Raw genomic sequence first — 22139 nt, 5'->3', positions numbered from 1 at the left:
GCCATGACCGCCGGTCGCGAACGCTCCGAAACACCGGGCGCCGATCGGCAAACATCGACCGAAGGGGCGCAGGGGATTTCGGGCTCTCGTTCGGGCTCTCGGGGGACACAGGCCGGGTCGGAGCCCGGCACGGCGTCGCCCGAGGCGGAGCCGCTGGACATCATCGGCGCCGGGATCACGGAAGGCGCGCGCCCCAGCGGGGTGTTCGCCAAGGCGAGCCCCGCCAAGCGCCGGCTCTACCGCTGGCTGGAACTGGGATCGGCCGGCGACCGGCAGGGCATCTGGGTGGACCGGCTGCTGGTCGTGTTCATCTTCGCCACCGTGGTCCTGGTGGTCCTGGAAACGGTGCCGTCGATCGAGGCGCGCTGGCGCGATGCGTTTCAGATCCTCGAATTCGCGGCGGGCCTCGCCTTTCTGATCGAATATCTGGCCCGGCTCTGGGTGGCCGATCTGCACCCGCCGTTTCGCCGGCTTCGCCCCGTGACCGCGCGGCTGCGCTATGCGGTCCAGCTGCCCGCGATCATCGATCTGCTGGCCGTCCTGCCCTTTCTGCTCGGCTTCGTGCTGCCGGCGGCCGACTTCAAGGCGCTGGTGGTTCTGCGGCTGCTGCGCTTCTTCAAGCTTGCACGCTATTCGCCGGCGCTGCGCTCGCTCGCCAATGCAATCGCCGGCGAGCGTCACGCCCTTGCCGCGAGCCTGGTGATCATCTTCGGCGTCATGCTGCTGGCGGCGACGGCGATGTATCTGGTCGAACGCGACGTGCAGCCTGAAAAACTCGGCACGATTCCCGATGCCATGTGGTGGGCGCTCGCCACGCTCACGACGGTCGGCTACGGCGACGTCACGCCGGTGACGGCGGTCGGCAAGGTGCTCGGCGGGCTCGTCATGCTGATGGGCTACGGGCTGTTCGCGCTGCCCATCGGCATTGTGGCGACGGCGTTCGCGCGTGAGATCCATGCCCGCGATTTCGTGGTGACCTGGGGCATGGTGGCCAGCGTGCCGCTGTTCGAGGACCTGAAAGCCTCGGAAATCGCGGAAATCGCCAAGCTGCTGCGCGCGCTCTCGGTCGATGGCGGGCAGGTGATCACGCGCGTTGGCGAGGAGGCGACGAGCATGTATTTCATCGCGCGCGGCGCGGTCGAGGTGGATCTCGATCACACGCGCGCCCGGCTGGAGGAGGGCGCCTTCTTCGGCGAGATGGCGATCCTGGGCGGACGCCGGCGCCTGGCGTCGGTCACGGCGCTGGAGGCGACCCAGCTCATGGTGCTGGAAGCCGGCGACCTCCACCGGCTGATGAACAGCAAGCCGGAGGTGGCGCGCAAGATCCTCGACGAGGTACGCGAGCGCCGGCGCCGGGGCTTCGCGCCGGGCGACATCGTGCCGGAGGAACTGGTCGGCTCCGATCCGCTCGAGGACGGAACCGTGCGCGACGACCCGGCGGCGTGCGAACCGGACGCGACGCAGGCCGAACTGTTTCCCGAGCCCGGCACCGATCAAGACCGAGAGGACGGCACCGATCCGGCCGCCGCGTCCGATTGCACGCCGGAAACGGACCCGGACGGCCCGACGCGCTGAGGCGGCGGGCCGCACCGAAGTCCGTCAGGCGTCGATCGGCACCTCGATGTCCAGCAGCGGAGCGTATTGCTGGGCGCCGAAGATGTCGGGATCGCCCGGGCTGCCGCTCGGGCGGGGCCGCAGGATCGTGAACTTGATGGCATTCGCCGGATCGTACTCCACGAAATCCGTGATCCGGTTGTCCGAGATGCGGTAAAGCGCGGCGATGGTTTCGCGGGTGAGCACCCGGCTGCGTTTCACCGCTTCGTAGACGTCGCGTTCGCGGAAGATCACGTCGAAGGTGATCTTGTCCGTGCCCGCGTTCTTCGAGCGGATGGTCTTTGCGAGGTCGCTCAGCTTGCGGGGGGCCATCATGCCGTCTCCATGTGATCTGCGCCGACGGTTTCGGTGAAGGTGGGAAAGAGGTCGAGCGGATCGTCGACCGCCATGGTGTGGTTCACGGTCCAGCGGTAGGCGGGGCTTGCCTCCATCACCTCGTCGAAGACAAAGGACACGCCGCCGGCGGTGCCCTTGACGTCCGGCAGCCGGGCGTAGAAGAGCTGGCGGGTGCCGGTCATGGTGAGTTCCTCCGCCATCTCCCGCGTCGGGGCGACGCCCTGGACGAGCACGAGCAGCTCGTGCGCGGGCTTGTCGCGCAGGGGCTCCATCTCGCCCATGATGCCGTCTCGCCCGAAGACATTGTAATGCAGCGACCAGCCGGTCTCGCCGAAGCGCTCGACCACCTGCGCCCGGGCCCAGGCGATCACGTCGTCCACATGGGCGATCGTGTAGGGGTCGCGAATGCCGGCCATGCCGACGAAGCGTTCGCCGAGCTTGCCCGAGCCCTCGAGCTTCACGCGAAATTCGTCGGCCGGCTCGAACCGCATGCCGGTGACGCGGGTGGTCTTCTCCGCGACCTGTTCGTAGTGGCAGTCGGTCATGTCGAGCAGACCGCCGGCCACATATTCGTGGAACGGGTTGGAGCGCTCGTACATGGCGTGGCCGGCGACCGAGGCGATCGTGCAGCGCTGGTCGGGGCTCATGGCCGTGACCTCGACCTTGCCCGGCGCGATCTCGCCCATCACGGTTTCCTTTGCGCCATAGGGCTCGGCGCAAAACGACGCGCACTCCAGGACCTTGCCGAGGTAGTAGGCCTCGGCCTCGGCATGGCCCTCGTGCAGGGCGGCGGAGGCGAAGACCGCGCTGTCGGAGGCGCGCCCGCCGATGATGACGTCGCAGCCCTCTTTGAGGAGCTTCAGGAAGGGATGCACGCCGGCCATGGCGACGATGCGCTCGGAGGCGTCGAGTTCGGCCTCGTCGAGGTCCGCGCGTCCGTCGAGACCGAGCACGCGCGAGCCCGAACGGATCTTGCCGCGCACGATCTCCTTGTCGACCTCGGAATAGAACCAGCCGAGCTTGAACGGCGCGAGCCCGTGCTTTTTCGCAAGGTCGCGAATGATCTGGACGTACATGTCCACGCGGCTGTTGGAGCCCGTGTCGCCCGCCGAGCCGATGATCATCGGCTTTCCGGTCTCGCGGGCGGCCAGGAGCATCGCCTCCAGGTCGTGTTCCTGCCAGGCCCTGGGGCTTGCGCAGGTGTCGCTGCCCAGCGGCACGGGGCCGATGTCGTCGCTGCCCGAGTCGGCGGCGATGTAGTCGGGTCCGGCGTCGACCCCGATGCGGAAGCTCTCCGTCTTGAGGGGCGCGAAGCCCAGATGTCCGTTCGGACAAATGACCTTGAGCGATTTCATGTGGCTTCTCCGATATGAACGCAGTTCACCCGGTGCCAAGCACGGCACGTGCCAATCCGGAGAATTTTTTCAAGTGATTGTTTTCATGATAAAAAATGGAAAATTCAGGGTGGCGCGGCAGAGGCGCGCGTTGAATGCGCGCGGGCCTGCGTGAGATTCACGCAGGCGTCATTCCCAGCTTGATCATCTGATGGCGCAGGGCATGGCGGCTGATCCTCAGCCGGGCGGCCGCCTCCTTCATGTTGTTGCCGGACGCGGCAAGCGCGCGGTCGATGAGGGCCTTCTGATAGGCCTGCGTGGCTTCGTGGAAGCCGAGCCCGGCGGCATCCTCCGTCAGCGCCGGGGGCGGGATCGCCGCGCTCGCCGTGTTCGGGGTGTCCGGGGCCTCGCCGTCGGCGGGGGTGATGGTGCTGCTTCCCGCGCGCACGGTGCGCAGGATGCGGTCGGGCAGGTGGCGGGGCAGGATGACGTTCTCGTCCTCCAGGATGAAGATCCGCTCGAGCAGGTTCTCCAGTTCGCGCACGTTGCCGGGCCAGGGGTACTTGAGGAAGATGTCGGCGGTCTCGTCGCTGAGGCCGCGAATGGCGCGGTTGTAGCGCCGGTTCTTGAGCTCGATGAAATAGTCGGAGAGCAGCAGCACGTCGCGCCCGCGATTGCGCAGCGCCGGCAGATTGATCGCCACCACCTGCAGCCGGTAATAGAGATCCTCGCGGAAGTTCCCCGCCATCACCTCCGACAGGAGAACCTTGTTGGTGGCGGCGACGACGCGGACGTCGACGGCTGTTGTCTTGATCGCGCCGACGCGGCGGAACTCGTGCGTGTCGAGAAGGCTCAGCAGCTTGGTCTGGAGCATGGGCTCCATTTCACGGATCTCGTCGAGAAAGATCGTTCCGTGATTGGCGGCCTCGACGAGGCCGACCTTGCGCTCCACCGCGCCGGTGAAGGCGCCCTTCTCGTGGCCGAACATCTCCGATTCCAGCAGGGCGCTCGGGATCGCGGCGCAGTTGATGTCGACGAAGGGTCGCTGCGCGCGCGACGACAGGCGGTGCAGCATGCGCGCAATCATGCCCTTGCCGGTGCCGGTCGGGCCGTAGATCAGGACGTTCTGGGCCGGGCTTCTGGCCACGCGCGCGATCAGGGCGCGCAGTTCCACCATGCTCGGATGGTCGCCGATCAGATCGTTGTCGTATCCCGCCACGCTGTCTCCCGTCCGGCCCGGTCGTGCGGCGGGGCGGGACACGGTTACAGGGTGAAATGCGTCCAGTCCCCGCGACACGGATTGCCCTCGTGAAAATATAGACGGTGATCGGCAACGCAATAAACCGTCGAGGAAATGGTCCGGGCATCGTCGCCGGCGGGATGCTGGCACAGCGGGCCGGCGTGCGGGGTCTCGTCCGCGTGCTGGGCCATCAGCCGCATCAGCGCCGCCGCCGTCGGGGGTGTTCCGGGCAGCTGCGCCTCAAGCGCTGCGAAACGCCGGCGCGAGTTTTCCGCGACACGGTCGTCGCGCGCCGGCAGGGTGTCGCCGGCAAGCTCCCGACTCACGAAGTGATTGGTGCGCCAGACCGGGGCGGCGCGCTCCACCGCGACCGTCTCGGCGCCGAGTTCGATGGCCGCGCTCGCCCCTTGCGCATCGGCGAGGACCAGCGTTCCGCCGCCGGCATGCGGGCGCGCGCGCACCAGCCGGACGGCGTCGTCCACCGTGCGGCAGGTGGCGAGGATCCGGGTCATGAGGAAATAGCGCAGCCAGCCGACGCGATGCCGGCGCACGCCGACTTGCGTATCCACCAGAACCAGGCCGGCGGCGTTCATGCCGCTGGAATAGGCGCCGGGCGCGCCGAGACTGCCGACACACAGGAGCGCGCCGGTGTCGATGTCGGGGCCCTCGTGGCGCGCCACGCTCTGAACCCCCAGATGCGTGCCGGCGAAGTCGCGGTTCTTCGCGACCAGCGGCCCGGCGTCGTCGCCGACGAGGGCGAGTGCCGAGCAGCCGTCCTCGTCGGCGCGCGCGCCTTGCGCCAGATCGCGCAGGATGCCGAGATGCAGATGCGCGAAGAGGTCGTCGAGGTCGAGACCGAAGCCTTCGGCGATCCCGCGCAGTTCCTCCATGGAGGCGGGATCTTGGGTCTCTGCGAAATCCCGTTGCGCGGCCAGATAGCGCTCCGCCTCGGCGTCGATCAGGCCGTCGGCGCGGGCCTGACTCACGCGGGCGAGCGTGGCCTCGGCGACGGCCGCCCGTGTGACGCCGCTCCGTGCGGCCTGTGCGGCCTGGCCGGCGCCGCGCGCACGGGGCGGGCCGGTCAGCGACAGCGGCGTGCCGCGTGGAAGGTCGGGGGTGTTCATGTCAGGCGGTCTCCAGCAGGGAGATGTTCTCGTGCACGCGGTGGCAGGCGACCCGGTGCCCGGATTCCAGGGTCTCGGTCGCCGGCGCCTCGGACTTGCAGCGCGCGATGGCCAGCGGACAGCGGGTGTGGAACTTGCAGCCCGAGGGCGGATCGAGCGGGGTCGGCAGGTCGCCGGTCAGGCGCACGCGCGCGCCCTTGTCCGTGGCGTCGACATCCGGCACCGCCGACATCAGGCTCTGGGTGTAGGGATGGCGCGGACGGCCGAGGACCGCCTCCACGGGCCCGGTTTCCACGATCTCGCCGAGGTACATCACCGCCACCCGGTTCGCCAGATAGCCGATCACCGAGATGTCGTGCGAGATGAACAGATAGGTCAGCCCCATCTCGCGCTTCAGGTCGAGCAGAAGCTGGATGATCTGCGCCTGGATCGAGACGTCGAGGGCGGACACGGGTTCGTCGCAGACGATGAACTCCGGACCGCTCACGAGCGCGCGGGCGATGCCGATGCGCTGCCGCTGCCCGCCGGAGAACTGATGCGGATAGCGGTCGAGCTGGTTCGCCTTCAGTCCGACCTTTTCCATGATCGCGACGACCTTGTCGCGCGTCTCGGAGCGACCGCGCGCGAGCCCGTGCAACGCCAGCGGCAGGCCGATGATCTCGGCGACGCTGCGGCGCGGATTGAGGGAAGCGTAAGGGTCCTGAAAGATGATCTGCATGCGCCGGCGCAGCGCCTTCATGGCGTCGGGCGACACGTGGGTGATGTCCTGGCCGTCGAAGCGGATGGTGCCGGCGGTCGGCTCGTGCAGCCGCAGGATGGTGCGCCCGAGGGTGGACTTGCCGCAGCCGCTCTCGCCGATCAGGCCGAGAACCTCGCCGCGGCCGACGCTGAGCGACACGTCGTTGACGGCGCGCACGACCATGGGAGGAACGCGGGCGAGGCGGTCGCCGAGCGACAGGCGGCCGCGATAGGTCTTCTCCAGGTGGTCGACCTGAAGCAGCGGGGTATCCGGCGTCGTCATTGGGCGACCTCTCGTGCGGCATGGATGCAGCGCGCGCGGCGGTCCGCGCCGGTGTCGTGCATCCCGATGGGCTGGAGACAGGCGGGCGTGCGTTCGGAACACCGCGAATAGAAGCGGCATTGCGGCGGCAGGCCGATCAGGTCGGGCACCTGTCCCTCGATCGGTTGCAAGGGCTGGCCACGCAGGGACAGGCGCGGGATCGAGGCGAGCAGCCCCTTGGTGTAGGGATGGCGCGGCGCGGCGATGACGTCCCGCGTCGGGCCTTCCTCGACCACCTGGCCGGCATACATCACCATCACCCGGTCGCTGTGTTCCGCCACCACGCCGAGGTCATGGGTGATCAGCACCACGCTCATGCCGAGCTTGCGGCGAATGTCGGAGATCAGCTCCAGCACCTGCGCCTGGATGGTCACGTCGAGCGCGGTCGTGGGCTCGTCGGCGATCAGCAGCTTGGGCCGCGAGGCGAGCGCGATGGCGATCATGATCCGCTGACGCATGCCGCCGGAAAACTCGTGCGGATACTGGGCGAGACGGTCGGCGGGGGAGGGGATGCCCACCAGCCCCAGCATTTCCAGCGTCCGCTCGCGTACCGCCGCGCGGCGCGCCCGGCGTCCGCTCGGCAGCTCCTCGTCGTGCGCGTAGAGCACCTCGGCAAGCTGCTCGCCGATGGTCAGCGCGGGATTGAGGGCAGTGAGGGCATCCTGCATCGTCATGGCGATGTCGCGCCCGCGAATGGCCCGCATCTGGCGCGGAGTGAGCGCGCGCAGATCCCGGCCGTCGAAGCGGATCGCGCCGCCGTCGATGCGCCCCGGGGCGCGGACCAGGCCGAGAACGGAGGAAAAGGTCACGCTCTTGCCCGATCCGGATTCGCCCACGATGCTCAGGCATTCGCCGCGCCGCACGGCGACGTCGACGCCGTCGACCGCGCAGACCGTGCCGTCGGGCGTGTCGAACACCGTGCGCAGGCCGCTGACCTCGAGAAGGGTGTCGGGGGTCGTGCTCATTCGTGGAACCTCGGATCGAAGGCATCGCGCAGGCCCTGGCTGGCGACGTTGATGGCGAGCACCAGGAGGAGAATGGCGATGCCGGGAAAGGTCGACACCCACCAGGCGTCGAGAATGAAGGCGCGGCCGTCGGCGACCATCGATCCCCAGGAGGCGGTCGGCGGCTGAACGCCGAGACCCAGGAACGACAGGCTCGCCTCCAGGATGATCACATGCGCCATGCGGATGGTTGAGACGACGATCACCGGCGACAGGATGTTGGGCAGGATCTCGCGCACCATGATGTGCGCCCGCGAGGCGCCGAGCGCCCGGGCGGCCTCCACATACTCCAGCTCGCGGCTGACCAGCGTCTCGCCGCGCACGACGCGGCAGGTGATCACCCACTCCTTGTAGGCCAGCGCCATGATGACGTTGATCAGGCCCGGGCCGAGCATCGCCATCAGCCCGATGGCGAAGATCAGGTAGGGAAAGCCGAGCAGGATGTCGACAATACGGGAGATCACCACATCGACCCAGCCGCGCAGATAGCCCGCCGCCAGACCGGCGGCGATGCCGATGGTGGTGGCGACCAGCACCACGGCGGCGCCGATGAAGATCGAGATGCGCGCGCCGTAGATGATGCGCGACAGGATATCGCGTCCAAGCGCATCGCAGCCGAGCGGATAGGCCCAATCGCCGCCGACCGCCCAGCCGGGGGGCTGGAGGCGGCGGAAGAGATCCGTCTCGTTGGGGTCGTGCGGGGCAAGCAAGGGGGCGAAGACGGCCAGCACCACGAACAGCAGCACGATGGCGGCGGAGGTCATGGCCAGGCGGTTGGTCGCGAAGCGCTTCATGTTGCGCTGGAAGATCGAGACCCCGGCGCCCGGAGGTGAACCGGGAGGCTGGGTGGCGGGAGAGGTTGCGGTCGCGGCGGTCACAGTTTCACCCTCGGATTGAGCAGCGTGTAGAGGATGTCGGCGAAGAAGTTCAGGAACACGTAGGTCACGGCGTAGAAGAGCACCGCCGCCTGCACGAGCGGGTAGTTGCGCAGGAAGATGCTCTCCACCACCAGACGGCCGAGGCCGGGCCAGCCGAAGACCGTCTCGACGATCATGTTGCCGCCGAGCAGCGAGCCGGTTTCGATGGCGGCGACCGAGACCGTGGGGATCAGCGCGTTCTTCAGGGCGTGGCGGAAGATGATCCGCGTGCGCTTCAGACCCTTGGCCTCGGCGAAGGTGATGTAATCCTGCCGCATGACCTCCAGCATGGAGGTGCGGGTGACGCGCATCAGGATCGCCGTCATCGGAAGCCCGAGGGTGATCGCGGGCAGGATGATGTGCGACAGCGCGTCCCAAAAGGCGTCGAGGCGCCCGTGCAGCAGACTGTCGATCAGCAGGAAGTGGGTGATCGGCTCGACCTCGCTGTCGAAGCCGATGCGGCCCGAGACCGGCAGGATCTGCAAATGCACCGCGAAGAGCATCAGCAACAGGATGCCGAACCAGAAGCCGGGCAGCGACACCCCGAGAAGCGAGCCGACGGTCGCCATCTTGTCGAAGATCGAGTTCTTGCGAATGGCCGCCAGCACGCCCAGCGGAATGGCGGTGACGAGCGCGATGATCAGGGCGACCAGGCTGAGTTCGATCGTCGCCGGCAGCCGCTCGGCGATGACCTCGCTGACCGGACGGCGGTGATAGAAACTCAGGCCGAAGTCGCCCTGAACGGCGTTTCCGACGAAGATGAGAAAGCGCTGGGCGATCGGCTTGTCGAGGCCGAGGTCGCTGCGCAGGGCGGCCTCGTCCTCGGCGCTGACGTTCTGGTCGCCGATCATGATTTCGACCGGGTCGCCCGGCGTGAGCGCCATCATCATGAAGACGATGAGACTGACGCCGAGCAGGACCGGGACGAGGTGGACGAGACGTTCGACAAGCTTGCCCAGTGGCATTTCGATCTCTCCGGGGCTGACGCGATCAGTCGACGCAGGCGTCGTGCAGGTTGATGCGGCTGTCGGCGCTCGGCTGCCACCCGCTCAGGCGCTTGGAGACGCCGTAGAGATCCTGCGGAACCCACAGATAGACGTAAGGCACGTCGGCCGCGGCCATGGCTTCGGCCTCGCGATAGAGGTCGGCGCGCTTCGCCCGGTCCGTTTCAACCGCGGCCGCGTCGAGAAGCGCATCCAGCTCCGGGTTGGAATAGCCGGCGGAGTTGCCGCGGTCGTCGGTGCGGTGGGTGGGGTTGAAGATGCCGTAGGGGTCGAGCGAGCCGTTGCCCCAGGAGGTGAAATACATGTCGCCGGACTTCGCTCCGCCCTTGGTGCGCCACTTGCTGGTCAGCTGGCCGGCCTCGCCGACGGTGACGGTGGTGCGGATGCCGGCCTTGTTCAGCAGCGAGGCGACGGCCTGTGCGGTGTCCTTGTAGGCGCCGGTGGTGTCCATGACGACGTCGATGCCGTCGGGATAGCCGGCCTCGGCCAGCAGCGCGCGCGCCTTCTCCGGATCATAGGGGATGGCCGGCAGTTCGGTGTTCTTGCCGAAGGCGTCGGGGCTCAGGATGCCGCTGATCGGCACGGCGTTGCCGCCCAGGATCCGGTCGACGATCAGGTCCTTGTCGATGGCATGGGCGAGCGCCTGGCGGACCTTCAGGTCGGCGAACAGCTCGTTTTCCATGTTCATCGCGATGAAGAAGGAGCGCGTGCCGTTGACCGCCATGACGTCGGTGTTCGGATTGGCCTTCACCTGGGCGACCGAGAAGGGCGGCAGCTCGTTGATGATGTGGACGTCGCCGGCCAGAAGGGCCGCGACCCGCGAGGCCGACTCCGGGATGAACTTGAAGATCGCCCGCTCGACGCAGGCCGTGCCGACCGGGGGAATGTCGGACGCACCGCCGTAATAGTCCTCGAAGCGTTCCAGGATGATCGCGTCGCCCTTGCGCCAGTCCGCGAGCCTGAAGGGGCCGGTCCCGTTGGTCTGCGTGGCAAGGCCGGCGGTGCCGACCTTCTCGACGAAGTCCTTCGAGACGATCTCCTGGAAGGGCAGCATCGCGGGCAGCAGCGGCCAGGGCGAGGACAGGGTGAAGCGCACCGTCGTGTCGTCGAGGATCTCGACCGCGGTCAGCGGGCCGAGCAGGCTCTTGCGCGGGCTGGTCTGACCGTCGCCCATCCCGCCGTCGGCGATCATCCGGTCGAAGGTGAACTTGACGTCCTCGACCGTCAGCGGCGTGCCGTCATGGAAGGTGATGCCCTCGCGGATGGTGAAGTCGTAGGTCGTCGGAGACACCTGCGTGAAGCTTTCGGCGATCTCGGGAACCACGTTCATCGACGCGTCGCGGGTCACCAGACCGTCGTAGATGTTGCGGATGAGCGTTTCCGTCTCGCGGTTGCGATGGTTCGCCGGGTCGAGCGTGTCGGCGTCGCGGGTGAAACCCACCCGCAGTTCCGACGCCTGCGCCGCCGGCAGCGCGACGAGCAGGGCCGTGGCCGAGGCGATCAGCGTTCTTCTGGCAAGGTTCATGATTGTTCTCCCATTTGGTCGAGCCGTGTTTCGGATGCGCGATACGTGCGCCAAAGCTGGACCTCCCCCGCCGAGCAAACGCCGTGCCAGACGCGAGAAAAAGGAGGGCCTGGAAAATATCAATTAATACAAATGATTATAGGAGGGGGTTTGTCGATCGCTGTCACGATACTCGCGACATGCGTGAGGTTCACGCAGATGTGCGATTCTCACGCGGGGCGGTCGGCGGCGGAGCCGCCGCTGTTCCGCATGCCACTCGCGCCGCTTGCGGCGTCGCCGCGGTGCCGGCGGCGGCGAGGCGGCCGCGGCAGGGCGCCGCCCGGCTCAGCCCGGCACGAGGCCGGGAGGCAACTGGCTGTAGACGGGATCGCCATACCAGAAGACGTCGGTCGGGCCGATGGCATAGTCGACGACGTTCCAGCGGCCGTAGGCCTGCCTCAGCAGCACATAGGTCGTGATGGTGTCCATCACCTCCGCCTGGTCCCGCAAGAGCGTGCGCGACAGGTCGATGGGCACGCCGCCGGGACGCTGCGGCGAGACGATGGCGAAGGCCCAGCCCTCCGACACGCGCAAACGGTCGACCACGAATTCGACCGGTGCGCCGACCCGCACCTCCACGAGGGGGCGGATCGCGTTCATCAGATCCTTGCGCTCCTGCGTGCCGCGCGCCGGCTCATAGGCCGGCTGGGCGTGGGCGCCGGAGAGGGGAACCGTCAGCGTGACCGCCAGGGCGACGAGAAGCGCGACGCCGGCGCACAGGAGGCGCGTCGGCCAGATGGCGGGGAACGGCGGTCGGCGGACGGAGAGTGTCATGGCGGCGCTTCGTATCGGGGCATCGGAGGATCGGGGCGGATGGATCGGCCCCGGCAACGGCGGAACCCGACGGTAGGCCAAAACAAGGGAAGCGGCAAATGCGCCTCAGGCCAAAACGGGCGCGGCAGGTGTGCCGCCGCTCGAAAAAAAGAGGCGGCAAACCTGCCGTCGGTCGAAAAAGGAGCGGCAAACCTGCCGCGAGTCAAAAAAGAAGGGGGCGGCAAACATGCCGCCCCCGGGGGGGGAATCGTTCGTCCCGGTCGTGCCGAGGCGGCCGATCAGCCGGCCATGGCCTTCTGCAGGTTCTCGTCGATCTTGTCGAGGAAGCCGTTGGTGGTCAGCCACTTCTGGTCCGGGCCGACGAGCAGCGCCAGATCCTTGGTCATGTGCCCCGATTCCACCGTGTCGATGCAGACCTTTTCCAGGGTCGCGGCGAACTTCGCCAGCTCGTCGTTGCCGTCGAGCTTGGCGCGATGGGCCAGACCGCGGGTCCAGGCGAAGATCGAGGCGATCGGGTTGGTCGAGGTCTCCTCGCCGCGCTGGTGCTGGCGGTAGTGGCGGGTGACGGTGCCGTGCGCGGCCTCCGCTTCCACCGTCTTGCCGTCCGGGGTCATCAGCACCGAGGTCATCAGGCCCAGCGAGCCGAAGCCCTGGGCGACGATGTCGGACTGGACGTCGCCGTCGTAGTTCTTGCAGGCCCAGACGTAGCCGCCCGACCACTTCAGAGCGGCGGCGACCATGTCGTCGATCAGGCGGTGCTCGTACCAGATCTTCTTGGCTTCGAAGGCGTCCTTGAACTCGGTGTCGAAGATCTCCTGGAACAGATCCTTGAAGCGTCCGTCATAGGCCTTGAGGATCGTGTTCTTGGTCGACAGGTAGCAGGGAACGCCGCGCTGCAGGGCGTAGTTCATCGAGGCGCGGGCGAAGTCGCGGATCGAATCGTCGAGGTTGTACATCGCCATCGCGACGCCCGACGACGGGGCGTCGAAGACCTCGTGCTCGATCTCCGTGCCGTCCTCGCCGACGAATTTCACCGTCAGCTTGCCCTTGCCGGGGAAGCGGAAGTCGGTGGCGCGGTACTGGTCGCCGAAGGCATGACGGCCGACGATGATCGGCTGGGTCCAGCCCGGCACCAGGCGGGGCACGTTCTTCATGATGATCGGCTCGCGGAAGATCACGCCGCCGAGGATGTTGCGGATGGTGCCGTTCGGCGAGCGGTACATGCGCTTGAGGCCGAATTCCTCGACGCGCGCCTCGTCCGGGGTGATCGTGGCGCATTTCACGCCGACGCCGTATTCCTTGATCGCGTTGGCCGCGTCGACGGTGATCTGGTCGTCGGTCTCGTCGCGCTTCTCGATGCCGAGGTCGTAGTACTTCAGGTCGATGTCGAGGTAGGGGTGGATCAGCTTGTCCTTGATGAACTGCCAGATGATCCGGGTCATTTCGTCGCCGTCGAGTTCGACAACCGGGTTTTCAACCTTAATCTTCGCCATAATGCCAATGACCTCGTCTTCTGGGTGGCCTTGCGCGCCGCGCGCGCCGAGAGTCCGTCGGTCGCAGCCGCCGGCCCGGCAGGCCCGCCGCGATGTCCGCGCGGCCCCTATAGCAAAGGGGCGGGCAAACGCAAAGCTAGGCATTCGTCTTGGACCGGAAGCCGCGCCGGCGGCGGGAGGCGCCTCCCGACGCGGGGCCGGCGGACTGCGTCGGCCGCGCCGGCCTTGACGATCCGGCGCCGGCGTCGGACACAATTGGGGGATCCAGCCGAGAAAGGGCGAGGCTCGCGATGAGACCTTTCCGTTGTGCCGTGCCTGTGCCTTGCGTGCCTGTGCCTCGCATGCCTGTGCCTTGTGTGCCGCTGCCTGTCGTACTGGCGCTGTTGCTGGTCTGGTGCCCGTTGGTGTGCGTGGCCGTGACCGCAGGCACGTCCCGCGCGGCGGCCAGCGAGGCCGCGCGGACCGCGCCCGTCGTCCTGTCCGTCGACGGGGCGATCGCCGCCCCCGGCTTCGTGAATTTCACAAGGGCCGACCTGGCGCGCCTGGGGTTGCATCGCATCGAGACGGTGACCCCCTGGAGCGACACCGCGACAGTGTTCGAGGGACCGCTGCTGCGGCGCGTTCTGGAGCATGTGCGCGCGCGCGGCGACACGCTGAAGGCCGTCGCCCTCAACGACTATCGCATTACCATCCCGGTGTCGGATGCGCGGCGGCACGATGTGATCCTGGCGATCTCGGAGAACGGAAAGGCCCTCGGCGTGCGCGAGCGCGGGCCGGTGCGCGTGGTCTATCCCTGGTCGGCCGATCCGGATCTGCGCAGCGAGCTCTATTACTCGCGCGCGATCTGGCAGATGCGGCGGCTCACCGTTCTGCCGAAGGGCGGGTGAAACGTCCGGTTGTGGTTGCGCTTTCCCTCCGCGCGCGCGGGCTGTAAGCTGACAAGGCTGCCCGCGGAGCTTGCCCTATCGAAGGGCGGTCGGGCAGCCGGGGCCGGACGGGGCGAGGACGGAAGGTCGGGCGCATGGATCTCAGCGGCAGGTGGGTGCGGACCCTCTACGGGTCGCTCATGGTGGGCGTTGCCATCATCACGGGCTCCCTCTTCGTCGTGATTTCGACCCTCAACACCCAGAACAACGAAGACAAGGCGGAAACCCGGCAGAGCCTGATCTGGTACAGCGCGCAGCTCGTCGTCGAGTACAAGGACCTGCTGCATGCGCTCGATTCGCTCATTCTGGAGCCGGGCGTGACGGCGCATCGCGCGGAGGTGCAGGCCCGGTTCGACATCGTCTGGAGCCGCGCCATGCGCCTCGGCGACGGGGCCGTGGGACGCGAGCTGGAACGGGTCGACCAGGGGGCGGGCCGCATTCCGGATCTCGCGAGGGCCGTGCGGGAGGCAGACGCCCTCGTCGGACGGGCGGCGTCGGGGGACATGGCGGCGGCCGAGATCCTGCGCGCCGAGCTGCTGACCTGGCGGCCGACGCTGGAGGCTTTCCGCTCCGGCGTCTACGCCATTCAGCGCGCGGCGGCCGAGCGCCAGCGCGCGGTCCTGCGCGGCACCGTCGACATACTCCTGTTTCTGATCATCGGCCTGTTGGTCGCGGGCTTTTCCATGGGCGGGCTGTTGCTGCGCGACCGGAGCCAGCTGATGCGTCTGCGCGGCCAGCTCGAGCGCCGGGTGGCCGAGCGCACCGACGAACTGGCGCAGGCCAATGCCGATCTGCGCGCCGCGAACGACCGCCTCAGCCAGTTCAACAACCTGGCCTCGCACGACCTGAAGGAGCCGGTGCGCAAGATCGGCGTCTTCTCGGATCTGCTGCTGGACGGCATCGCGCGGCGCGATGCGGAGACCATCGACTATGCCGCCGGCGTGATGCGCGCCTCGGCCGGGCGCGCCAAGGCGCTGATTTCCAATCTGCTGACCTATTCGGTCGCAAGCGACCGGGATCTCCAACGGGAGGACGTGGCGCTCGGCGACCTGATCGCCCGGGCGTGCGACAGCCTGTCGGAACAGATCCGAGAGTGCGGCGCGGAGATCGAGGTCTCCGGGGGCGACACCCGCCTCGACGGAGACCCCGTGTTTCTGGAGCAGTTGTTCCAGAATCTCATCGCCAATGCGGTCAAGTTCCGAAAGCCGGACCAGACGCCGCGCGTGTCGATCCGGGTCGCGCGGGGCGAGGACGGACGGCCCCTGCGTGTCCATGTGCGCGACAATGGCATCGGCTTCGACATGGCGCACAAGGCCCGCGTCTTCGAGCCGTTTCACCGGCTGCACGGGCGTGAGCATTTCGCGGGAACCGGCATGGGACTGGCGATCTGCGCGGCGATCGCGCAGCGCCACGGCTGGACCATGGATGTGACCAGCCGCCCCGGCGCGGGGGCGGATTTCTTCATCGATCTCGGCCGGTCCGACCTGAGCCGGGAGGCGCAGGCGCCGGCCTCCGTCGCCACCGCCGCCGAGTGACGGCGCACCGCCGCCGCGGGGCCGGTCGCGGCAGCGCCTGTCTCAGCCGGCCGCCTTCATGCGCCGTGCCGACAGGGCGATGGCGATATAGCTCCAGCCGTTGATCAGCACGGCCGTGCCGGCGAGCAGGCCGAGCGCCCACAGCGCGGACGACGGGAACTCGAACCAGATGCACAGGGCCGCCAGGATCGACAGCAGGCCCGCGGCCAGCAGCCAGCCCCAGCCGTCATGCGGGCGGACCTTGAAGGCGAGCAGGATCTGGGTCAGCCCCTGCGCCAGCAGGATGCCGGCGACCACCAGCGTCAGCGCGAAGGCGCCGATGACCGGGTTGAAGTAGACGGCGACCGCGCCCACCAGCGCGATGACGCCCGTGAGGATATCCCACAGGAAGCCGCTCCAGCCCTTGACGGAGAAGGCGTGCCAGATCTGGGCGGCGCCGCCGATGGCGAAGGCCACGGCGATCACCAGCGTGACGGCGATGGAACTGGCGAGCGGCACCGTGATCATGGCGGCGCCGCCGATCACGAGCGCGATCCCGAGCGCCAGGAACCAGCCCCATTTGTCGCGAACGGTCTCGGTGATGGGAACGGGGTGTGTCTGAGCGGTCATGGGAAGCCTTCCGTGAAAAACGCGTCGAAAACAGTGTCCCATCCTACTCCAGCCGGGATGTCGGTGCGATGGCGTCTTGTCCGCCGGGGCAAAGGTCTGGGGATTGTCGGATCGGAAATTCTCATATATGAGAAAAAATCCCATAACGTGAGGCGGGCGTCCATGCGCGACGAGGATCTGGCTGACCGGTTGACGCGCTTGCGCAAGGCGCGCGGTCTGACGCTGGAGGATCTGGCGGCCTCCAGCGGCGTCAGCCGGGCGAGCCTGTCGCGCATCGAGCGGGCGCAGATCAGCCCCACGGCGGCGACGCTGGGGCGTCTTGCGGCCGCCTTCGGGCTGTCGGTGGCGGAGCTCTTCGCCGGCGTCGCGGTGTCGGAGGCGGCACTTCAGACGCGTGAGGCGCAGGCGGTCTGGCGGGATCCGGAGACGGGCTTCGTGCGGCGCGTCCTGTCGCCATCGACGCCCGGATTTCGCGGCAGTCTGATCGAGGGGTGTCTGCCTGCCGGGGCGGAGATCGCCTATCCGGTCCCGCCCGTCGCCGATCTGGAACACCATCTCGTCCTGCTGGAGGGCGTGCTTGAGCTGTCCCTCGCCGACGAGACCTATCGGTTGAAGCCGGGCGACGGCGTGCGTTTTCGCCTCCGTGGGCCGAGCCGCTACCGCGCGACCGGGGCCCGTGCGGCCCGCTACATCCTGTGCGCCATAGCGCCCTGATCCAGGAGGACAGCCATGAGCGATGCGAATGCGACGGGCGAGGGCCGCGCCCCTTTCGAGCCCGTGATCGAGCGGCTGTCCGGCGCGGAACTCGCCGCGTCGGTTCCGGCGCTGGGCGCGCTGCTCAGGGCCTGCGTGGAAGGCGGGGCGGGCGTCGGCTTCGTGTTGCCGCTTTCCTCCGAGAGGGCTGAGCGGTTCTGGGCGGGGCAAGCGGCGGCGCTTTGCGAGGGAGGGGCCCATCTGCTGGTCGCCCGGTTGAACGGGCGCATCGTCGGCACGGTGATGGTGATCCCGGCGCGGCAGGACAACGGCCGCCACCGGGCGGAGATCGCCAAGATGATGGTGCATCCGGACGCCCGTCGCCGGGGCCTGGCCCGCCGGCTTCTCGCGGCGGCTGAAGATCTCGCGCTGTCGCTGGGACGCAGGCTTCTGGTGCTCGACACGGTCACGGGCGACGCGGCGGAGCGCCTCTATGCCGCGCTCGGGTACCATAAGGTCGGCGTCATTCCGGGCTATGCGGCGGCCGCGCGCGGGGGGCTGGACGCCACCACGGTGTTCTACAAGCAGCTGACGTGAGGCGTGGAGGCGACCCGCAAAGCCTCTTTCAAAGCGGGCGGCCTTCGGCTACATCCCGCGCATGAGCAGAAACGCAAAGATCCGCGAGGAGGCGCGCCGGCTCGACCTGCCACCGCCGGTCGTCATCCTCTGTGAACCGCAGCTTGGCGAGAACATCGGCACGGCGGCGCGCGCCATGGCCAATTTCGGCCTGCGCGACCTGCGCATCGTCAACCCGCGCGACGGTTGGCCGAGCGAGAAGGCCCGCGCGGCGGCAAGCCGCGCCGACCACGTGATCGAGGCCGTTCAGGTGTTCGACAGCGTGGAGGCGGCGATTGCCGATCTGGAGTTCGTCTTCGCCACCACGGCGCGCAGCCGCGAGGTGCCCAAGCCCGTGCGCGGGCCGGACGAGGCAGCGCGCACCGCGATCCGGCTGGGGGCGCAGGGCGCGCGCACCGGCTATCTCTTCGGGCGCGAGCGCTGGGGGCTCAACAACGACGAGGTGGCGCTCGCCGACGAGATCGTGACCCTGCCGGTCGACCCCGACTTCGCCTCGCTCAACATCGCCCAGGCGGTGCTGGTCTGCGCCTACGAATGGCGGCTGAAAGCGGTCGACGGGGCGCTGCCCTTCCGTCTCGACGAGGAGACGAATCCGCCGGCGAAAAAGGACGACCTGCAGCGGCTCTTCGAGCATCTGGAAGGCGCGCTCGACGCGGTGACCTTCTTCCGCCCGCCGGAAAAGCGTCCGTCCATGGTGCGCAACCTGCGCAACATCCTGCAGAAGGCGACGCTCACCGACCAGGAGGTCAAGACGCTGCGTGGGGTGATCGCCGCGCTCGAGCGCCGGCCGACCCGTCCGCACGCCGAAAGCGCGGACGCGCCGTCGGACGGCTGAGGACATGGCCGCGCGCGAGGGCGGGGCGGACCCGGCACGGCCGGTGCTCGTCTTCGACAGCGGGGTCGGCGGGCTCAGCGTGGCGCGCGAGATCCGGCGCCTGACCCTTGAGCGGGCAATCGTCTATCTCGCCGACGATGCCGGCTTTCCCTATGGCGCGTGGGAGGGGGATGCGCTTACCCGACGCTGCGTCGACCTGGTGCGCAAGGCCGTGTCCGAACACGATCCGGCGGCTGTCGTCGTCGCCTGCAACACCGCCTCGACGCTGATCCTGCCGCCGCTGCGCGCCGCTCTCGCCATCCCCGTCGTCGGCACCGTGCCGGCGATCAAGCCGGCCGCGGCGCGCTCGCGGTCCGGCCTCGTCTCGGTGCTGGCGACGCCGGCGACGGTCACCCGCGACTACACATTCGACCTGATCCATCGCTTCGCGCCGGAGACCGCGATCACGCTGGTCGGGGCGGGCGGTCTTGCCGCGCTCGCGGAAGACAAGCTCGCCGGGCGCCCGGTCGACAGGGATCGGCTCGCCGCCGAGATCGCGCCCTGCTTCTGCGAACGGGACGGCGCGCGCACCGATGTCGTGGTGCTGGCCTGCACCCATTTTCCGCTGTTGCGGGAGGAGCTTGAGGCGGTGGCGCCGTGGCCGGTGGACTGGCTCGATCCTGCACCGGCCATCGCCCGCCGGCTTTGCGAGGTGCTGGACGTGGACCCCGGCGCGCGGGCGGCGGGAGGCGCGCGCGGTGCCGTCACGGCCGTGTCGACCTCGGGCCGGGATCTGGCGGTGGTTCGCGCCGTCCTCGACGCCGTCGCACGGTCGTGAGATGGCGCCCCCGGGTCAAAGCAGCGCGGTCAGGTCGTCCCAGGCGACACGCACGCCGGTGACCCGGTGGCCGAAGGGCCTTTCGTCGCAGCGGTCCGTTTCCCGGCCGCCGAGCCGCGCATAGAAGGCGCGGGCGGACCTATTGTCCTCGAAGACCATCAGCGACAGGGTGTGCTCGCCGCGCGCTGTCAGATGGCGGGCGATCTCGCGCATCAGGGCGCGTCCGACGCCGCGTCCCCTGGCGGCGGGAGCGACGTGGAGATTGTCGAGATAGGGCTGCGGCCGGCACCAGACGGCGGCGAAGCCGAGCAGGGGGCCGTCGGCGGCCGCGTCCCGGGCGACCAGCACCAGATCCCGGTCCTGCGGCGTGTAGCTGTGCCAGCGCGCCGTGAGACCCTCGGGCACGTCCCGCGCCAGCACCGCGTCGGGGAGCGTGCCGGCATAGGCCGCCTGCCAGCTGCGGATGTGCAGGGCGGCGATCGCGGCATGATCGGGCGGTTTGGCCGGCCGGATGACGAGGCGCGCGGTGTCCATGCCGCGATCTGAGCACGCCCGGTTTCCGGCCGCAATGCGCGAGCGCGAGGCGGCGGCACGCCCTTTCGCAGGTTTGACAAAGAGACCGGCTTGCAGTAGCACACGCGCACCCGGCCGATCCTGAGCGATCCGCCGGGTTTTCACGCACCCGTGGACCCTCGCGCCGGCGCTGATTGGCCGGGGATCCTGTCGCCGGACCCGCACGTGCTGCGGACTTCGGAAAGGAGGGCGCGTTTCCTTGACACGACAAGAATGCGAAGGAACCGCGTATGTCGAAGCGCCATGGCGTTAAGTACAAGATCGACCGCCGGATGGGCGAAAACATCTGGGGTCGCCCGAAGTCTCCGGCAAACCGCCGCGAGTACGGCCCAGGCCAGCACGGTCAGCGCCGCAAGGGCAAGCTCTCCGACTTCGGCGTGCAGCTGCGCGCCAAGCAGAAGCTGAAGGGCTACTACGGCAACATCTCCGAGAAGCAGTTCCACAAGATCTATGTGGAAGCCTCGCGCATGAAGGGCGACGCCTCGGAGAACCTGATCGGTCTGCTCGAGCGCCGTCTCGACGCGATCGTCTACCGCGCGAAGTTCGTGCCGACCGTCTTCGCCGCGCGCCAGTTCATCAACCACGGCCACGTCAAGGTGAACGGCCGCCGGGTCAACGTGTGCAGCTACCGCTGCCGCCCGGGCGACGTCATCGAAGTGCGTGAGAAGTCGCGCCAGCTGCCGATCGTCATCGAGGCGACCCAGCTCGCCGAGCGCGACGTGCCGGACTATGTGGTCGCCGATCACTCCAAGATGTCGGCCACCTTCCAGCGCGTTCCGACGCTGGCCGATGTGCCGTACCCGGTGATCATGGAACCGAACCTCGTGGTCGAGTTCTACTCGCGTTAAGCGGGATCACACCTCCGCCTCGTCTCCCTCCTGGAGGCGGCGAGGCTGCCGTTCGAAGGGCGCGCCATCGGCGCGCCCTTTGTCGTGTGCGGGGTGTATGTGTCCTCGACAGGAGGGCGGGCGCGTTCGCCCTCCTGCCGCGCCGACCTCTCCGCCTTCCAAAGATCGCGCTTTTCATATTCGGCTGCTCGAATATGATGGGCGCAGAAGAGGGAGGACACAGCATGACGATTTCCAGACGCGGCGTTCTGTCGTCGGGGCTTGCCAGTCCCTTCGTGCTGCGCGGGGCGCTTGCCGGGACGGCGACGCTTGCCGGCGGCGGCCTAGCCGCAACTCCCGCGCGCGCCAATGAGAGCGCGCATCGCTTCACGCTCGGCGACAGCGAGATCACGGTCCTGAGCGACGGCGGGCTGTCGCTGCCGGCCTCCACGCTTGCCACCAATGTGGATGATGCGGAGCGCAGCGCCTTCCTGCAATCGCACGGGCACGACACCGAGACGCGGGCGAGCGCGATCAACGTGACGCTGATCCGCAAGGGCGACGCGCTGATTCTCGTCGACACCGGCGCGGGCATGAACTTCTTTCAGGAGGCCGGATTTCTCGCCGACAATTTCGACGCGGCCGGTCTCGACCGGGACCGCGTCACCCATGTGGTGCTGACCCATGCGCATCCCGATCACGTATGGGGGATCATCGACGACTTCGACGAGAGCGAGCGTTTCCCAAACGCGCAGTATCTGATGGGCGCGCGGGAATGGGACTTCTGGATGAACCCGGACTTTCTTGCCGAGAACCCGGAGGAGCTGCATTCCTTCGCGCTCGGCGCGCAGCGCAATCTCGGCGCGGTGGCCGAGAAGATCACGCGGGTGGACGCCGATCATGCGGTCGTCTCCGGCGTCACCATGATCGCGACGCCCGGGCACACGCCGGGCCATATGTCCGTTCTGGTGGAGGACGGCGGCGCGCAGCTGCTGGTTCTCGGCGATGCCCTTACGCATCCGACCGTGTCCTTCGAGAAGCCGGACTGGCAGCCCTCCACCGACCAGGTCCCGGAGCTGGCCGTGCAAACGCGCAAGACATTGCTCGACCGCGTGGCGACCGACGGGCTGATGCTGATCGGCTATCACCTGCCCTGGCCCGGGGTGGGACGGGCGGAAGCCAAGGACGGCGCCTGGCGTTACGTGGCCGAGGGCTGAGGTCGCG

At 68.4% G+C, this 22139-nt stretch carries 22 protein-coding genes; 9 read left to right on the top strand and 13 right to left on the bottom strand.

Annotated features, from left to right (window positions below; translation table 11 throughout):
* The first annotated feature begins 3 nt into the window (after positions 1-3).
* Positions 4-1575: a cyclic nucleotide-gated ion channel gene (locus ABL312_RS11515; protein WP_349357518.1), complete on the top strand. Its 1572-nt coding sequence runs from the start codon at positions 4-6 to the stop codon at positions 1573-1575.
* A 24-nt stretch (positions 1576-1599) separates the two neighbouring features.
* On the opposite strand, the gene ABL312_RS11510 is transcribed toward ABL312_RS11515, so the two are convergent.
* The 11 genes from ABL312_RS11510 to ABL312_RS11460 all read right to left on the bottom strand — a co-directional run bounded on the left by ABL312_RS11510 (position 1600) and on the right by ABL312_RS11460 (position 13464).
* A complete protein-coding gene (locus tag ABL312_RS11510; protein ID WP_349357517.1) occupies positions 1600-1929 on the bottom strand; it encodes a DUF4387 domain-containing protein in 330 nt (109 codons plus the stop codon).
* On the bottom strand, positions 1926-3305 hold the full coding sequence (locus ABL312_RS11505) for an acyclic terpene utilization AtuA family protein (protein WP_349357516.1): 1380 nt from the start codon (positions 3303-3305) through the stop codon (positions 1926-1928). The genes ABL312_RS11510 and ABL312_RS11505 overlap by 4 nt, the downstream gene beginning before the upstream one ends.
* Positions 3306-3462: 157 nt before the next feature.
* A complete protein-coding gene (locus tag ABL312_RS11500) occupies positions 3463-4503 on the bottom strand; it encodes a sigma 54-interacting transcriptional regulator (protein WP_349357515.1) in 1041 nt (346 codons plus the stop codon).
* Between the two features lie 44 nt (positions 4504-4547).
* Complete coding sequence (locus ABL312_RS11495; protein WP_349357514.1) at positions 4548-5648, bottom strand: C45 family peptidase; 1101 nt, start codon at positions 5646-5648, stop codon at positions 4548-4550.
* Between the two features lies 1 nt (position 5649).
* The gene (locus ABL312_RS11490) at positions 5650-6669 is read right to left on the bottom strand and encodes an oligopeptide/dipeptide ABC transporter ATP-binding protein (protein WP_349357513.1); all 1020 of its coding nucleotides are present in this window, start codon (positions 6667-6669) and stop codon (positions 5650-5652) included.
* Positions 6666-7673: an ABC transporter ATP-binding protein gene (locus ABL312_RS11485; RefSeq protein WP_349357512.1), complete on the bottom strand. Its 1008-nt coding sequence runs from the start codon at positions 7671-7673 to the stop codon at positions 6666-6668. Before ABL312_RS11485 ends, ABL312_RS11490 begins: the two co-directional genes overlap by 4 nt.
* A complete protein-coding gene (locus tag ABL312_RS11480) occupies positions 7670-8506 on the bottom strand; it encodes an ABC transporter permease (RefSeq protein WP_349357511.1) in 837 nt (278 codons plus the stop codon). The genes ABL312_RS11485 and ABL312_RS11480 overlap by 4 nt, the downstream gene beginning before the upstream one ends.
* Before the next feature lie 80 nt (positions 8507-8586).
* The gene (locus tag ABL312_RS11475) at positions 8587-9594 is read right to left on the bottom strand and encodes an ABC transporter permease (RefSeq protein WP_349357510.1); all 1008 of its coding nucleotides are present in this window, start codon (positions 9592-9594) and stop codon (positions 8587-8589) included.
* A 25-nt stretch (positions 9595-9619) separates the two neighbouring features.
* Positions 9620-11158 carry an ABC transporter substrate-binding protein gene (locus tag ABL312_RS11470; protein ID WP_349357509.1) on the bottom strand — a complete coding sequence of 513 codons (1539 nt, stop codon included), beginning with the start codon at positions 11156-11158 and terminating at the stop codon, positions 9620-9622.
* A 324-nt stretch (positions 11159-11482) separates the two neighbouring features.
* Entirely contained in the window at positions 11483-11971 is a 489-nt protein-coding gene (locus ABL312_RS11465) for a hypothetical protein (RefSeq protein WP_349357508.1), read from the bottom strand.
* A gap of 278 nt (positions 11972-12249) precedes the next feature.
* Positions 12250-13464: an NADP-dependent isocitrate dehydrogenase gene (locus tag ABL312_RS11460; protein WP_349357507.1), complete on the bottom strand. Its 1215-nt coding sequence runs from the start codon at positions 13462-13464 to the stop codon at positions 12250-12252.
* A gap of 416 nt (positions 13465-13880) precedes the next feature.
* Between ABL312_RS11460 and ABL312_RS11455 the strand changes: the two genes are divergently transcribed.
* Positions 13881-14351: a molybdopterin-dependent oxidoreductase gene (locus ABL312_RS11455; protein ID WP_349357506.1), complete on the top strand. Its 471-nt coding sequence runs from the start codon at positions 13881-13883 to the stop codon at positions 14349-14351.
* 134 nt (positions 14352-14485) lie between these two features.
* Positions 14486-15925 carry an ATP-binding protein gene (locus tag ABL312_RS11450; protein WP_349357505.1) on the top strand — a complete coding sequence of 480 codons (1440 nt, stop codon included), beginning with the start codon at positions 14486-14488 and terminating at the stop codon, positions 15923-15925.
* Between the two features lie 42 nt (positions 15926-15967).
* Here ABL312_RS11450 and ABL312_RS11445 read toward each other — a convergent pair whose 3' ends face one another.
* Positions 15968-16534 carry an HdeD family acid-resistance protein gene (locus ABL312_RS11445; protein ID WP_349357504.1) on the bottom strand — a complete coding sequence of 189 codons (567 nt, stop codon included), beginning with the start codon at positions 16532-16534 and terminating at the stop codon, positions 15968-15970.
* Between the two features lie 162 nt (positions 16535-16696).
* Here ABL312_RS11445 and ABL312_RS11440 point away from each other — a divergent pair, with 162 nt between their 5' ends.
* The 4 genes from ABL312_RS11440 (at position 16697) to murI (ending at position 19515) form a co-directional block, all read left to right on the top strand.
* The gene (locus ABL312_RS11440; protein ID WP_349357503.1) at positions 16697-17248 is read left to right on the top strand and encodes an XRE family transcriptional regulator; all 552 of its coding nucleotides are present in this window, start codon (positions 16697-16699) and stop codon (positions 17246-17248) included.
* A gap of 15 nt (positions 17249-17263) precedes the next feature.
* Positions 17264-17824, top strand: coding sequence for a GNAT family N-acetyltransferase (locus tag ABL312_RS11435; RefSeq protein ID WP_349357502.1), 561 nt, complete (start codon positions 17264-17266; stop codon positions 17822-17824).
* Positions 17825-17885: 61 nt separating this feature from the next.
* Entirely contained in the window at positions 17886-18698 is an 813-nt protein-coding gene (locus ABL312_RS11430) for an RNA methyltransferase (RefSeq protein WP_349357501.1), read from the top strand.
* A 4-nt stretch (positions 18699-18702) separates the two neighbouring features.
* Positions 18703-19515, top strand: coding sequence for a glutamate racemase (gene murI / locus ABL312_RS11425; RefSeq protein ID WP_349357500.1), 813 nt, complete (start codon positions 18703-18705; stop codon positions 19513-19515).
* 15 nt (positions 19516-19530) lie between these two features.
* Here the strand turns inward: murI and ABL312_RS11420 are convergent, their stop codons facing one another.
* A complete protein-coding gene (locus ABL312_RS11420) occupies positions 19531-20049 on the bottom strand; it encodes a GNAT family N-acetyltransferase (RefSeq protein WP_349357499.1) in 519 nt (172 codons plus the stop codon).
* Positions 20050-20318: 269 nt separating this feature from the next.
* Between ABL312_RS11420 and rpsD the strand changes: the two genes are divergently transcribed.
* Complete coding sequence (gene rpsD, locus ABL312_RS11415; RefSeq protein ID WP_349357498.1) at positions 20319-20936, top strand: 30S ribosomal protein S4; 618 nt, start codon at positions 20319-20321, stop codon at positions 20934-20936.
* 224 nt (positions 20937-21160) lie between these two features.
* Positions 21161-22132, top strand: coding sequence for an MBL fold metallo-hydrolase (locus ABL312_RS11410; RefSeq protein ID WP_349357497.1), 972 nt, complete (start codon positions 21161-21163; stop codon positions 22130-22132).
* Positions 22133-22139 lie beyond the last annotated feature (7 nt).

Origin of the sequence: Stappia sp., from assembly GCF_040110915.1 — a bacterium.
Classification (GTDB): Bacteria; Pseudomonadota; Alphaproteobacteria; order Rhizobiales; family Stappiaceae; genus Stappia.
This window is presented reverse-complemented; position numbering and strand designations above follow the sequence as displayed.

What these genes read in the sequence shown, in the direction of transcription:
- ABL312_RS11495 (WP_349357514.1), bottom strand. Translation starts at nt 5,648, where the DNA reads ATGAACACCCCCGACCTTCCACGCGGCACGCCGCTGTCGCTGACCGGC.
- ABL312_RS11480 (WP_349357511.1), bottom strand. Translation starts at nt 8,506, where the DNA reads ATGAAGCGCTTCGCGACCAACCGCCTGGCCATGACCTCCGCCGCCATC.
- ABL312_RS11420 (WP_349357499.1), bottom strand. Translation starts at nt 20,049, where the DNA reads ATGGACACCGCGCGCCTCGTCATCCGGCCGGCCAAACCGCCCGATCAT.
- ABL312_RS11490 (WP_349357513.1), bottom strand. Translation starts at nt 6,669, where the DNA reads ATGACGACGCCGGATACCCCGCTGCTTCAGGTCGACCACCTGGAGAAG.
- ABL312_RS11460 (WP_349357507.1), bottom strand. Translation starts at nt 13,464, where the DNA reads ATGGCGAAGATTAAGGTTGAAAACCCGGTTGTCGAACTCGACGGCGAC.
- ABL312_RS11410 (WP_349357497.1), top strand. Translation starts at nt 21,161, where the DNA reads ATGACGATTTCCAGACGCGGCGTTCTGTCGTCGGGGCTTGCCAGTCCC.
- ABL312_RS11440 (WP_349357503.1), top strand. Translation starts at nt 16,697, where the DNA reads ATGCGCGACGAGGATCTGGCTGACCGGTTGACGCGCTTGCGCAAGGCG.
- ABL312_RS11430 (WP_349357501.1), top strand. Translation starts at nt 17,886, where the DNA reads ATGAGCAGAAACGCAAAGATCCGCGAGGAGGCGCGCCGGCTCGACCTG.
- ABL312_RS11505 (WP_349357516.1), bottom strand. Translation starts at nt 3,305, where the DNA reads ATGAAATCGCTCAAGGTCATTTGTCCGAACGGACATCTGGGCTTCGCG.
- ABL312_RS11485 (WP_349357512.1), bottom strand. Translation starts at nt 7,673, where the DNA reads ATGAGCACGACCCCCGACACCCTTCTCGAGGTCAGCGGCCTGCGCACG.
- ABL312_RS11465 (WP_349357508.1), bottom strand. Translation starts at nt 11,971, where the DNA reads ATGACACTCTCCGTCCGCCGACCGCCGTTCCCCGCCATCTGGCCGACG.
- ABL312_RS11450 (WP_349357505.1), top strand. Translation starts at nt 14,486, where the DNA reads ATGGATCTCAGCGGCAGGTGGGTGCGGACCCTCTACGGGTCGCTCATG.
- ABL312_RS11515 (WP_349357518.1), top strand. Translation starts at nt 4, where the DNA reads ATGACCGCCGGTCGCGAACGCTCCGAAACACCGGGCGCCGATCGGCAA.
- ABL312_RS11470 (WP_349357509.1), bottom strand. Translation starts at nt 11,158, where the DNA reads ATGAACCTTGCCAGAAGAACGCTGATCGCCTCGGCCACGGCCCTGCTC.
- ABL312_RS11435 (WP_349357502.1), top strand. Translation starts at nt 17,264, where the DNA reads ATGAGCGATGCGAATGCGACGGGCGAGGGCCGCGCCCCTTTCGAGCCC.
- ABL312_RS11445 (WP_349357504.1), bottom strand. Translation starts at nt 16,534, where the DNA reads ATGACCGCTCAGACACACCCCGTTCCCATCACCGAGACCGTTCGCGAC.
- rpsD (WP_349357498.1), top strand. Translation starts at nt 20,319, where the DNA reads ATGTCGAAGCGCCATGGCGTTAAGTACAAGATCGACCGCCGGATGGGC.
- ABL312_RS11510 (WP_349357517.1), bottom strand. Translation starts at nt 1,929, where the DNA reads ATGATGGCCCCCCGCAAGCTGAGCGACCTCGCAAAGACCATCCGCTCG.
- ABL312_RS11475 (WP_349357510.1), bottom strand. Translation starts at nt 9,594, where the DNA reads ATGCCACTGGGCAAGCTTGTCGAACGTCTCGTCCACCTCGTCCCGGTC.
- murI (WP_349357500.1), top strand. Translation starts at nt 18,703, where the DNA reads ATGGCCGCGCGCGAGGGCGGGGCGGACCCGGCACGGCCGGTGCTCGTC.